Annotated in this window: 13 protein-coding genes; 9 read left to right on the top strand and 4 right to left on the bottom strand. The window is 59.5% G+C overall.

Translation table 11 applies throughout. The annotated features are described in order from the left end of the window. The 5 genes from rpmG to Q0M74_RS10050 form a co-directional block, all read left to right on the top strand. On the top strand, window positions 1-115 hold a 115-nt coding region (gene rpmG, locus Q0M74_RS10070), incomplete at its 5' end, for a 50S ribosomal protein L33 (RefSeq protein WP_293954009.1). A 3-nt stretch (window positions 116-118) separates the two neighbouring features. Further along, entirely contained in the window at window positions 119-424 is a 306-nt protein-coding gene (rpsN, locus tag Q0M74_RS10065; RefSeq protein ID WP_293954007.1) for a 30S ribosomal protein S14, read from the top strand. Window positions 425-436: 12 nt separating this feature from the next. After that, a complete protein-coding gene (gene rpsR, locus Q0M74_RS10060) occupies window positions 437-688 on the top strand; it encodes a 30S ribosomal protein S18 (RefSeq protein WP_003858407.1) in 252 nt (83 codons plus the stop codon). A gap of 146 nt (window positions 689-834) precedes the next feature. Beyond that, complete coding sequence (locus tag Q0M74_RS10055) at window positions 835-1,692, top strand: putative nucleotidyltransferase substrate binding domain-containing protein (protein WP_293954005.1); 858 nt, start codon at window positions 835-837, stop codon at window positions 1,690-1,692. Window positions 1,693-1,791: 99 nt separating this feature from the next. Next, complete coding sequence (locus Q0M74_RS10050; protein ID WP_293954003.1) at window positions 1,792-2,460, top strand: TetR/AcrR family transcriptional regulator; 669 nt, start codon at window positions 1,792-1,794, stop codon at window positions 2,458-2,460. Here Q0M74_RS10050 and Q0M74_RS10045 read toward each other — a convergent pair. The 4 genes from Q0M74_RS10045 to Q0M74_RS10030 all read right to left on the bottom strand — a co-directional run bounded on the left by Q0M74_RS10045 (window position 2,438) and on the right by Q0M74_RS10030 (window position 7,201). Beyond that, window positions 2,438-3,259: a CoA ester lyase gene (locus tag Q0M74_RS10045; RefSeq protein ID WP_293954001.1), complete on the bottom strand. Its 822-nt coding sequence runs from the start codon at window positions 3,257-3,259 to the stop codon at window positions 2,438-2,440. The genes Q0M74_RS10050 and Q0M74_RS10045 overlap by 23 nt on opposite strands. Before the next feature lie 86 nt (window positions 3,260-3,345). Then, entirely contained in the window at window positions 3,346-4,908 is a 1,563-nt protein-coding gene (gene purH / locus Q0M74_RS10040) for a bifunctional phosphoribosylaminoimidazolecarboxamide formyltransferase/IMP cyclohydrolase (RefSeq protein WP_293953999.1), read from the bottom strand. Between the two features lie 6 nt (window positions 4,909-4,914). Then, on the bottom strand, window positions 4,915-5,550 hold the full coding sequence (purN, locus tag Q0M74_RS10035) for a phosphoribosylglycinamide formyltransferase (RefSeq protein WP_293953997.1): 636 nt from the start codon (window positions 5,548-5,550) through the stop codon (window positions 4,915-4,917). Further along, on the bottom strand, window positions 5,522-7,201 hold the full coding sequence (locus Q0M74_RS10030) for a DUF6350 family protein (RefSeq protein WP_293953995.1): 1,680 nt from the start codon (window positions 7,199-7,201) through the stop codon (window positions 5,522-5,524). The genes purN and Q0M74_RS10030 overlap by 29 nt, the downstream gene beginning before the upstream one ends. 548 nt (window positions 7,202-7,749) lie before the next feature. On the opposite strand from Q0M74_RS10030, the gene Q0M74_RS10025 reads away from it, so the two are divergent. The 4 genes from Q0M74_RS10025 to Q0M74_RS10010 form a co-directional block, all read left to right on the top strand. Continuing rightward, window positions 7,750-8,484, top strand: coding sequence for a M23 family metallopeptidase (locus Q0M74_RS10025; protein ID WP_293953993.1), 735 nt, complete (start codon window positions 7,750-7,752; stop codon window positions 8,482-8,484). A gap of 286 nt (window positions 8,485-8,770) precedes the next feature. After that, on the top strand, window positions 8,771-9,316 hold the full coding sequence (locus Q0M74_RS10020; protein ID WP_293953991.1) for a PadR family transcriptional regulator: 546 nt from the start codon (window positions 8,771-8,773) through the stop codon (window positions 9,314-9,316). After that, on the top strand, window positions 9,309-9,983 hold the full coding sequence (locus Q0M74_RS10015) for an ABC transporter ATP-binding protein (protein ID WP_293953989.1): 675 nt from the start codon (window positions 9,309-9,311) through the stop codon (window positions 9,981-9,983). The genes Q0M74_RS10020 and Q0M74_RS10015 overlap by 8 nt, the downstream gene beginning before the upstream one ends. After that, a partial coding sequence (locus Q0M74_RS10010) for an ABC transporter permease (RefSeq protein WP_293953987.1) occupies window positions 9,980-11,774 on the top strand: 1,795 nt, incomplete at its 3' end. The genes Q0M74_RS10015 and Q0M74_RS10010, both read left to right, overlap by 4 nt.

Below are 11,774 nucleotides of genomic sequence, written 5' to 3'. Positions count from 1 at the left end.
CACCGGTTACACCTATGTCACCCGCAAGAACAAGCGCAACAACCCGGACCGTATCACTCTGATGAAGTTTGATCCGGTAGTCCGTAAGCACGTCGAATTCCGCGAGGAGCGATAATTCATGGCAAAGAAGTCTAAGATCGCCAAGAACGAGCAGCGCAAGGAAATCGTCGCCCGCTACGCCGAGCGTCGCGCTGAGCTCAAGAAGATCATCAGCAGCCCCAACACCTCTGACGAGGATCGTCTGGATGCACAGTTCGAACTGAACCGTCAGCCACGTGATGCAGCTCAGATCCGCGTTCGCAACCGCGACGCCCACGATGGTCGTCCACGCGGTTTCCTCCGCAAGTTCGGTCTGTCCCGTGTCCGTATGCGCGAGATGGCTCACCGTGGTGAGCTTCCAGGCGTTCGTAAGTCCAGCTGGTAGGAGAACACACTAATGAAGCAGCGCAACAACGCTAAGCGTGTCCGCCTTGAGCAGACTCGCCGCCCGAAGAAGAACCCGCTGAAGGCAGCGGGCATCGAGAAGGTGGACTACAAGGACATCAACACCCTTCGTCAGTTCATCTCCGACCGCCATAAGATCCGTTCCCGTCGTGTCACCGGTCTGACCCCGCAGCAGCAGCGCGAGGTTGCCACCGCCGTGAAGAACGCACGCGAAATGGCTCTCCTGCCGTTCACCAGCCGCTAGGTCTGGGAATAACGTAACAGCGACTTCAAAGAACCACCCTCTCCCTTTTTGGGGAGCAGGGTGGTTCTTTCTTTTGTCTACGGTGTACTTTTGTAACCATCAGACACATCCCCCTCCCATCACTACCTCCAGAGGAATCCCATACCGTGCTGCACCCCTCCCTGCTTGAACTCGCTGAGAGTGCACCCCTGTGCGCCAATCCCGCCACTGTGCGGGGAGTACTTGCAGAATCACTTGATCTGTTGGGTAATGCTCTGCAGCACGGTGAGGACCCAGCAGTCCTTGCCGGGTGGTTCTCCCGTGTGGTCACTGATGCCCTCCACTCCCCCGGCATTGACGTCGAGGTGGTGCTCACCGGCCCTGTGGGACGCGGAGACGCGCTGCCGACCTCACCGGTGAGGTGGCTGGCGGTCGTCGATAAGCATGATGCCGACCCCAATCCGGAACTTGCCCAGTTGTTGACTGATGCCGGTCTGGTGGCGGAGCCGGTGGGTGCGGCCACCCGTGGGCAGTGGGAGGAGCATGCCCAGTCCGGCATGCAGCCGGAGGTGTATTTGGATGCTGGCACCTGGGTGGCGTCCATCGCCCGGGTGGATGCCCACGCACTACTTATTGATGCGCTGGCTGCGCGTCCCCCGGCCCTGGAGGTGGAGGATGGCCTGCCCTCCCGGGATATGAGTATGAATGTACGGGAGAATCTGATGATCCCCACGGTCAAGCTTGCCCGCTGGGCAGCGCACGAGGCCGGTTCACTGGCGCCGACCACCGCCCAGAGGCTTATCGACGCCCACTCAGCAGGCATCCTCACCCGCGATGAGATGGACGCACTCACCCAGGTGTGGAAGTCTGCATTGCAGTTACAATCCAGGAGGTGGATCGACCGGATCCATGATCAGGATGCCACCGCCTGGGACATGCCAGCACTGCAGCGTTCCACTTTCGGAGCCGCTGCGCGACTACTGTCTCAGGTGATGAGCTCAGTGGCACAACGACATCATGTTTGAGTATCCCAAATGGTAGGACCGGGATAACAGGCATTAGAATCTTTTCAAATATCTTTGAGCAGAGTTTTTCCAACCATCTGAAGGAAGTGCAACCAGGTCATGGCAGGTGCAGTCGGACGCCCCCGGAGGTCAGCTCCGCGACGGGCCGGCAAGAATCCCCGCGAGGAGATTCTTGACGCCTCAGCTGAACTGTTCACCCGCCAGGGTTTCGCCACCACCTCCACCCACCAGATCGCTGACGCCGTAGGCATCCGGCAGGCCTCGCTGTACTACCACTTCCCCTCCAAGTCAGAAATCTTCCTCACCCTGCTCAAATCCACCGTGGAACCCTCCACCGTGCTGGCCGCAGACCTATCCACCCTGGATGCCAGTCCGGAGCTGCGCCTGTGGGCCCTGGTGGCCGCTGAGGCCCGCCTGCTGCTGTCTACCAAGTGGAACGTGGGGCGTCTCTACCAGCTACCGATCGTGGCCTCTGATGAGTTTGAGGAGTATCACGGACAGCGCGCGGCCCTGACCAATACCTTCCGGGAGATCGCCACGGAGATTCTCGGTGCCGATCCCCGCACCGAGCTACCCTTCCACATCACGATGTCCGCCATTGAGATGCGCCCCAATGACGGCACGGTGCCCAGCCCGCTCTCGGATGAGAGCCTTCCAGACACCGCAATCATGCTTGCCGACGCCGCCCTGGCCGTCCTCGGCGCCGAACTCCCCGCTGACCGGGTCAATCAGAGCCTGCAGCTGATCAAGCAGGCTGACGAGCGATAACCATCCGCGCCTGGGCGATCAGTGGTTCATCGATCATCTGTCCCTCCAATTTGAAGGCCCCGGGGAAGTTCTTGGCTTCTGCCACCACACGCTGGGCCCATTCCAACTGCTCAGGTTCCGGGGTGTAGGCACGTCGTACTGTTTCCACCTGGCGGGGATGGATGCAGGCTGATCCGGCGAATCCACTGCGTGCAGCATCCGCGGCCTCCTGAAAATGCCCCTCCGCATCCTGGAAGTCAGCATGGACGGCATCAATGGTGAATTTCCCATGGGCCCTGGCATGGATATGCATGAGCGCACGGGTGAGTCGCATCGTATCGCGGTAGGCATCCGTGGCTGGTTCATCGCTGAGGAAGCGTGAATGCGTGCCACCCAGCAAATGAGTGAGGTCCTCAGCACCCCAGAACATGCCCACCACGTCTGTGTGTGCAGCGATGGCAGCGATGTTAACCACCGCCTGTGGGGTCTCCACCATCGCGATGACCTTCAACCCGGCTAGTTCCTCAGGGATCGTCGCTAGAACCTTGGGCACCATCACCAGGGTGTAGGGCGTGGTGTGCACAAAGGCCACGTCATCAGCAAAGTGTGGATTGTCCGGTCCCACCACACGAACGATGGTGTGGCGGGGATCCAGGTCACAGTTCCGGATGTTGTCATAGGCCAGTTGACGGTCCACGTCCCCTGCCCCGTCCTCCAGATCCAGGATGACCATATCGGCACGCGCTGCGGCCTTGGGGATGATCTCACTGCGGTTGGCGGGGGCGAAGAGGATGGCGGGGCCGGTGATTAGTTCAGACATACCTTCAGTTGTACGCCAGTTGTATGCTTCAGGAAGGCAAAAAGGCAGTTCTTTGCAGAACTGCCTTTACACCTGATCTCCCCTGTTTAGTGGGAGAAGTGACGTGCACCGGTGAGGTACATGGTCACGCCGGCCTTGTTGGCAGCGGCGATGACCTCATCATCACGGATGGAACCACCTGGCTGGACAACAGCAGTGACGCCGGCCTGTGCCAGGACCTCGAAGCCATCAGCAAAGGGGAAGAAGGCATCTGATGCAGCAACAGAGCCACGGGCGCGGTCCTCGCCGGCACGCTCGACGGCCAGACGTGCGGAATCCACACGGTTGACCTGTCCCATGCCGACACCGACGGTGGCACCGTCCTTGGCCAGCAGGATGGCGTTGGACTTCACTGAACGAACAGCAGTCCAGGAGAACTCCAGATCCTTGAGGACCTCAGGGGAGACAGCTTCACCGGCAGCCAGGGTCCAGTTGGCGGAGTCATCACCCTCAGCGTGGATGAGGTCGCGTTCCTGGACGAGCAGTCCACCGGAGATCTCGCGGGTCTCGAATCCTTCACGGACCGGAGCATCCGCCTGGAGGATACGGATGTTCTTCTTCTGGCTGAGGATATCAACAGCACCATCCTCGTAGGACGGTGCGATGATGACCTCAGTGAAGATCTCTGCAACCTGCTTGGCCATCTCAACGGTGACCTCACGGTTGGAGGCAATCACACCGCCGAAGGCGGACACAGAGTCACAGGCATGTGCCTCGCGGTGGGCGATGGCGATGGACTCATCAGACACAGCGATGCCACAGGGGTTGGCATGCTTGATGATGGCCACACACGGACGCTCATGATCCCAGGCTGCGCGCCAGGCTGCATCAGAGTCAGTGTAGTTGTTATAGGACATCTCCTTGCCGTGGAACTGCTGCGCCTGTGCCAGGCCGCGGGAGTCATTGACGTAGAGAGCTGCAGCCTGGTGGGGGTTCTCCCCATAACGCAGGGAACGGGCCAGATTGTTGGTGGAACCGATCCAGCCTGGGAACTCCACCTCGGTGTCATCGGCAGCCAGCTGCTCGCTGATCCAGGTGGCCACGGTGACATCATAGGTGGCGGTGTGGCGGAAGGCTTCTGCTGCCAGCTTGGTGCGCTCTGCACGGGAGAAACCACCGGTGTTGAGGACAGAGACAACATCCTCATAGCGGTTCGGAGAGGTCACCACAGCAACAGATGGGTGGTTCTTGGCTGCGGCACGGACCATGGATGGTCCTCCGATATCGATCTGCTCAACGCAGTCATCGAAACCAGCGCCGGAAGCAACCGTCTCAGCAAATGGGTAGAGGTTGACCACGACCAGCTGGAAGGGGGACACCTCCAGCTCCTTCAGCTGGCGGAGGTGATCCTCCTTGCGGGTGTCAGCCAGGATTCCCGCATGAACCTTCGGATGCAGGGTCTTCACACGGCCTTCGAGGCACTCGGGGAAACCGGTGACCTTCTCAACCGGGGTAACAGGGATTCCGAGATCGGCAATCTTGGCCGCCGTGGATCCGGTGGACACGATCTCCACGCCAGCGTGGTTGAGTGCCGTGGCCAGATCCTCCAGGCCGGTCTTGTCATACACACTAATTAGTGCGCGTTTAATTGCCTTACGATCATCGCTCATGAAGGATTAGCCTCTCCAGTTGAGTTGTACGCCACCCTGAGTGCGGGATACTTCCGCATTGTTCAGGACTTCTACAATGAGTTTACGCTCTACCTGCTTGATTCTTTCATGCAGGCGTGTTTCATCATCCCCCCTGTGAACTGCGACAGGTTCCTGCGCGATGATGGGTCCGGTATCCACACCTGCATCTACCACGTGGACGGTGGAACCGGTGACCCTCACCCCATATGCCAAAGCATCTCGGACCGCATGCGCGCCCGGGAAGGAAGGCAGCAGAGCCGGGTGGGTGTTGATGATGCGGGAAGGGAACCTGGACAGGAACCCCTCACCGAGAATCTTCATGAACCCTGCAGAGACAACCAGATCAGGAGCATACGTGGAGACAGCATCTGCCAGCTCCACATTCCATGCTGCCCGGTCCGCGCCTAATGAAACGACCTGCGTCCTGATCCCGGATTCCGCAGCGCGTTCCAGAGCGGGACAGTCCACATCAGAGACAACCCCGACGATGCGGTAGCTGCCCTGTGCGTCGATCAGAGCCTGCAAAAGCGTTCCGGTACCAGAGGCCAGAACAACAACTGTGGTCGTTGAGTCAGAATTCACAGGCTCAATGTTAACGCCCGTCGGCTCTGGAACCACCATTGGTTTCGTCAACAGTAGTTTCAGGGTTGTTTTTCACGTCCCCCGCCACACCAGAATCAGCCTCAGTATCGGCATCAGCGTCTGCTTCTGGCGCCCCGGCCGGGCCCTCGTCGACAGCCGATGAGTCCTGTCCCTGCGCTTCCTCCGCTTCTTCTGCGTCTGATTCTTCATCTGACTCAGTGGATGCTTCAGCCTCAGTTTCAGCCTCAGTTTCAGCTGCAGGATCAGTGTCGATGTCACCATCTTCTTCGGCCTCTATATATACAGCCGGTTCTTCTTCTGATTCTTCCGCGTCTTCTTCCTCCGCAGAGTCCTGCACAGGTTCCTCTTCAGACGCTTCCTGCGCCTCCTGACTCGCTGTCACTACCATCTCTCCCCCGGAGGTTTCGGGGTTCTCAGACTGAGCATCAGGTTCGGTCACAGGTTGGTCCTCGACAAGCTCCTGGCCGGCCCCGGCAGGAGTCGGTGTCTTCGCACTGCTGCGCAGGCGGTCAATGCCGGCGATCAGGGCACCGACAATGACCAGGTAGCCGAACATCAGTCCCACTGCGGGGAGGAGATTCAGGCCAACATAGCCGTAGACGCCGAGCCTGCCACCGGCCAGCAGGGCCAGAACCAGGAAGAACAGTGCCCCAAAAAGCCCGCTGGCGAGGGTGACGATAAGACGCATGGGATTCTTGATGCTCACCCAGGCTGCAACGGTCGCAGGGATGAGCAGTCCGATGACAGCCCACTGGGTCGCTGATGCTGGGATCGCCGCCAGGACGGGCAGCGGCGGCAACGGCACCATGCTGACGTTGAAGAGACTGATGATGGCATCACCGAAGTACAAGGGCGCACCCACCAGAACACCCATCGTGTAGACGATCATGTTGGGCAGATAGAGCAGACTGAGTATCAGCAGCGCAGGTACCGCACTGGCTTCCCCATAGCCAGACAGTGTTTCCACGAACGCCTGGTGGTTGACCGCCAGCATGATCAAAATGCCCACACATGCCACCACGGCATAGGTCACCAGGAAACGGATCGCCAGGGTGATGGAATCCACAAACCACTCCGGGGCCCCATAACGTCGTGCCAGTGCCCGCCACAACCGGGGCCCCATCCCCAGGAAGAGTGCGGAGGCATGGAGTAAGAGGACCCGGCCCAGCATGACCGGCACCGGAGGAACATCCACATCCAGAACTCCGGAGGCGTCATAGAGCATGGCACTGGCGATACCGGTCAGCGACAGCGGAATCGCCAGCACCAGGGCGGCCAGTACCGCCAGATCTGCAATGCTGACCCGTTTCCTCACCGACTTGTGCACACGGCGGGCAACAGTCCAGACCAACACCATGGCCGGGATCATCGGGATCACACTGACCACCTCCCCACTGCCGGAGACCGCGCTCATATTAAGAGCCAGCCACAGCTGGGCGATCGTGGCTGGCAGTGCAACCATGCTGGCAGCAGAAAACATCAGTGCGGCCACGGCTGCGACCACCACGAGGAGTACTGCCACAGCATGTGGGATCAGAATGGTGGGCAGAAACCTACGCAGCTTCGACTGCTTGACCGCAACCGCGGGGGTCGGCGCCGGAGACGGGGTCTTCGGACGTCTACGCCGGACAAAACCTGGTCGTGTTTGTGGATTGTTGTTCTTGCTCATCCTAAGTAACTGTGCCACGCCTACGCCCAGATGTGTCGATGGCACGACGAAGGCTGGCGTTGTTCCTCACGCTCGCGGATATTTCCATCTTCTCTGTCATTGTATGGAGGCTGGAGCACAGGGAAAAGATGATGCCGGTGGATCAAAAGTGACACCTAGAAATGATGCCCCTCCACCCCCACCACGCGCACTATTTGAAGAATGGTGAGGAAGCACACAGCACCTGAGGGTCGATTTCCCATATATAAGGTGAGAAACTTCTAGCATCTAATTTTGTGCAAAATTCTTACGCAAGCGCATAAGTATGCAGGTAAACGTCATGAGGAACCTGAAGCCACCTGAAAACGATTGCTCTATCCATACTTCTTCCACAACGTTTTGTTATATTTTTTAGGCAATTCACTTGCCCCATCGATTACCAAGCGCTAATGTTACCTCCGGTAGATAACAAGATGGTCACAATCCAGCCACCAAACGTAATTTTTAACTGAAGTGTTCACAACATTTCACGGTTGGGTGATTGTGGCAGACGATGGAAGCAGGCCAAATTGCAGGAGCAGACCCGGCGGGTGGGCAAGCACCGCAAGTTCCACCCCTCTCAGGCAGCCAAGGGACGTGTAGCCTTCGTTGCAGTCGCAACCGGCGCAGTGTCCACAGCAGGAGCCGGTGGAGCAGTTGCAGCCCAAGCCCAGACCCAGGCTACTGCAGAGAGCGCCGTAGACGTTGACTACAAGCTCACCGCAAATGAGGTTGACTCAGCATTTGTCGGCGGTAGCTCTGCACCCCAAATCCTCGCCATCGCAGAGTTCAAGCCAGTTGTGAACCTCGGCGAGCAGATCACCAAGACCATCCAGTACAACGCTGAGCGCATCCAGGCCGACCTGGACAACCGTGGCCCATCAGTGGTCAAGCCTGCTGAAGGTGCCTTCACCTCCGGTTTCGGCCCACGTTGGGGAACCGTCCACCAGGGCATTGACATTGCCAATGCGGTGGGCACCCCGATCCTGTCCGTCATGGACGGCGTCGTCATCGATTCCGGCCCAGCTTCCGGCTACGGCAACTGGATCCGCATCCAGCACACCGACGGTTCCGTTTCCGTCTACGGACACATGGAAACCCTCGATGTCAGCGTCGGCCAGACCGTCCGCGCTGGCGAGAAGATCGCAGGCATGGGCAACCGTGGCTTCTCCACCGGTTCCCACCTCCACTTCGAGATCCACCCGGCAGGTTCCGGACCAGTCGATCCTCAGCCTTGGCTGGCAGAGCGCGGCATCACACTCTAAAAATAAGCTTTCAGCAAGAGAGCGGTTCAGCTTCCATCAGCTGAACCGCTCTCTTTTGCGTTGCACCGCCCCTTCCCCGCCCAACGCACCGGAGCCCCTCCACGAAAGGGGTCAATTTCAGCGATATTCTGCCGTGTGCGTGGAGGGGCCCCTCTCATGCCGGCCCACTTCACCCCCTTTGACAGCGCCCCTCTTGCATTCCAATGGTTACCCGGTAATGTTTCCCATTAGTTACCCAGTAACCAACTGGTGTTTTCTCCACCCTTTTCCAGCACAGAGGAATGCCATGTCCATCAAACATGCACTGCTGGCACTGCTCATGGATGGCCCCCGTTCCGCCAGCCAACTGCAGTCCCAGTTCGCAGACACCACCGCCGGGGTGTGGCCGTTGAATATCGGCCAGGTCTCCCAGACATTGGGGCGTCTCCAACGCGATGCCCACATTGAGCTGGCAGGCACCACCACCGGCCCTTCCGGCCACAGCGCCGACACCTACCAGCTCACCGACACCGGAACCCAGCTAGTCGCCGACTGGTTCAACACCCCGGTGGTCCAAGCCGTCACTGAGCGCGATGAGCTGGTCACCAAGGTCACGCTCGCCCAGACCCGCGCTGACCTAGACCTGATCAAGCTTCTGGATACTCAGCGCGCCTCCATCATGGATGATCTACGTGCGCTCAACCGTCGCACCCGCAACCTCCCGAACACCCGCACCACGGATCGCCTGCTGATTGAGAAGCGCATCTTTGAACTCGAGGCCCAGGCCAGGTGGCTTGACCGTGTTGAATCCCTGCAGAACCCCACCCCAGAAAGTGACAATGGCCATGAATAGCACTCACCCCACAGCACTGGAACTGCAGGAGGTGTCCTGCATCTTCGGCCAGGGAGCACGACGTGTCGTAGCCCTGGACAAGATCTCACTCACCGTGGAACCTGGCGAGCTCGTCGCCGTGATGGGACCATCGGGTTCTGGTAAATCCACCCTCCTCAACGTCGCCGGCCTCCTGCAGAAGCCGACCTCTGGCCGCGTGCTTATCGACGGCACCGACGTCTCCCAGCTCAGCCCCACCCGTGCAGCCAAGGCCCGACGCACCAAGGTCGGCGTGGTCTTCCAGAACTACAACCTGGTCTCCACACTCACTGTCGGCGAGAATATCGGACTTCCCCTTGAACTCGATGGCCTCGCCCCACGCGAAGCCGTGGAAATCGCCCTGGAAGAAGTGGGCTTAGGTGGTCTGGCTGACCGCTTCCCCGAGGAGATCTCCGGCGGTCAGGCACAGCGCGTGGCCATTGCCCGCGCCCTGATCGGCCCCCGCACCGTCTTGCTCGCCGATGAACCCACCGGTGCCCTGGACACCAGCACTGGCGAAGAGGTCCTGCGGGTTCTGCGCTCGCGTATCGACGCCGGTGCCGCCGGCATCCTGGTCACCCATGAGCCCCGCTTCGCAGCCTGGGCAGATCGCACCATCATGGTCCGTGACGGGGTGATCCAGCAATGAGTACTTTTGCTGCCGCCACCCGGCCCACCCGGCGCGATGTTGTTCAACGTCCCTGGCGTTCCCTGGCTGCCATCATCCTCATTGCCATTCCGGTGGCGCTGGCGACGATTGCTCTGATCAGTGGTGATTCCAGATCTAGTGCAGATTTTCTCAGTGAAGCCCGGACCACCGCTACCTATAAGGGCGGTGTGTGTGAGCAGAACATCAATGGTTATGCCTCGAACTGTGCGGGTGACGCTGATGGAGAACTGTCAGAATATGCACTGCTGCAGGAGAATCTCCCGGAGGGTTTCACCCTCGGTCTGAGTTTCAGCGGTTCCATCGGTGCCACGAAGGGCGACAAGTCTGTCTCTCTCTACTTCACCCAGACCACAGCTGAGTCTGCCCCCGGGCCCGGGGAGGCTTTTCTTCCCAGGCGTCATATGGAGGCACTGGGTGCCGTGGTCGGTGACAGCATCACCCTGGACAATGGCGCAGAGGTCACCATCGTGCAGGTGACGCCATCAGGTACTGCGGTGTTCCCGGAGCCGACCATCATGGCGGTGGATGAGTTCGCCTCTGGTTCCACTGCCTACTGGGGAACGTGGAGTATCACCGGGCCGGAAGCTTTTACCTGGGATGATGTCCTGGCACTCAACGCCGTGGGTTTCACGGTGACTTCACAGGATGTCATTGATAATCCCCCACCTGCTGATCAGATCACCTTCACTGATCATTATGTTAAGCCGGAGTTCAGCATCTGGACTGTGGTTGAGGCTGCCCTGTGGTTAGTACCCACCGCCATCATCGCCTTCCTGTTGTTGATGCTGATCTCGCCGGTGTTCACCATCTCTGTGTCCCGGCAGACCCGTAACTTCGCGCTCCTGGCTTCCCAGGGTGCCACGCCCCGGCATATCCGTTGGGCAGTACTGATCTATGGGCTCTTCGCCGGTGTCGTGGGTGCCACCCTGGGTATGTTCCTGGGTGCCATCGGTACCGCAACCTGGTGGTCAGCGACCTACCCTGAGTGGCCAGTGGTCATTGAGTGGGTGTGGATGTTGATGATCTGGTGTCTAGCCGTGGTTGGTTCCACGGTGGCGGCCTTCCTGCCGGCTCTGATTGCCGGACGGTCCAATATCATCCGGGGTGTCCACGGTGGTGAGGCGGACCGCATCATGCGTTGGCGGAAATGGATGGCCATCGGGCCGGTTCTCCTATTGGCGCTGGGTGTGATGTACCTGTATCTGCAGCTGACAAAGAACACCGGGACTTATCAGATCTATTCTGACAACATCTATGTGCCCTGGCGGGAGTCCCTGCGTGGTTTCGGGGTTCTCTTCACCGTGATCGGCGTAGTGGCTTCTGCCCCTGCCATGGTGTGGCTGTTGGGTCATATCAGGGGCAGGCTCGCCCTGCGGCTGGCTGCACGTGATCTGTTGCGCCAGTCCATGCGTTCCATCCCAGCCATGGCTGCCCTGGCTGGTGTCATCTTCATCAGCACTGCCGGTCTCATGACCACTACTGCAGACTCCGAGAAGAACGTCGCCACCACAGAAATGGTCTACCCCGAGGGCACGATGTTTCTTCCCCTCTTCAACGGTATTCCCTCTGACCTGGATGCCGCAGTGGAGCAGGTAGATGGGCAGCTTGATGGTGTGGAACGCATCGATGTCTACGGCTACCGCGGTCAGGATTTCTGGATCAGCATGGATATACCAGAGCTGGGCTATTCCCCCTGGACTGACTGGGTTCGTGGAGTTGGTGCCTCCCTCAGCAGCCCAGTCACCATCGCCTCTCCTGAACTGATGGAGT

Source organism: uncultured Corynebacterium sp., from assembly GCF_945649885.1.
In the GTDB taxonomy this organism is placed as follows: domain Bacteria; phylum Actinomycetota; class Actinomycetes; order Mycobacteriales; family Mycobacteriaceae; genus Corynebacterium.
The sequence above is the reverse complement of the archived record's forward strand: the minus strand, read 5'-3'. Positions and strand labels throughout refer to the sequence as shown.

What these genes read in the sequence shown, in the direction of transcription:
- rpsN (WP_293954007.1), top strand. Translation starts at nt 119, where the DNA reads ATGGCAAAGAAGTCTAAGATCGCCAAGAACGAGCAGCGCAAGGAAATC.
- rpsR (WP_003858407.1), top strand. Translation starts at nt 437, where the DNA reads ATGAAGCAGCGCAACAACGCTAAGCGTGTCCGCCTTGAGCAGACTCGC.
- Q0M74_RS10050 (WP_293954003.1), top strand. Translation starts at nt 1,792, where the DNA reads ATGGCAGGTGCAGTCGGACGCCCCCGGAGGTCAGCTCCGCGACGGGCC.
- Q0M74_RS10045 (WP_293954001.1), bottom strand. Translation starts at nt 3,259, where the DNA reads ATGTCTGAACTAATCACCGGCCCCGCCATCCTCTTCGCCCCCGCCAAC.
- purH (WP_293953999.1), bottom strand. Translation starts at nt 4,908, where the DNA reads ATGAGCGATGATCGTAAGGCAATTAAACGCGCACTAATTAGTGTGTAT.
- purN (WP_293953997.1), bottom strand. Translation starts at nt 5,550, where the DNA reads ATGGTGGTTCCAGAGCCGACGGGCGTTAACATTGAGCCTGTGAATTCT.
- Q0M74_RS10030 (WP_293953995.1), bottom strand. Translation starts at nt 7,201, where the DNA reads ATGAGCAAGAACAACAATCCACAAACACGACCAGGTTTTGTCCGGCGT.
- Q0M74_RS10020 (WP_293953991.1), top strand. Translation starts at nt 8,771, where the DNA reads ATGTCCATCAAACATGCACTGCTGGCACTGCTCATGGATGGCCCCCGT.
- Q0M74_RS10015 (WP_293953989.1), top strand. Translation starts at nt 9,309, where the DNA reads ATGAATAGCACTCACCCCACAGCACTGGAACTGCAGGAGGTGTCCTGC.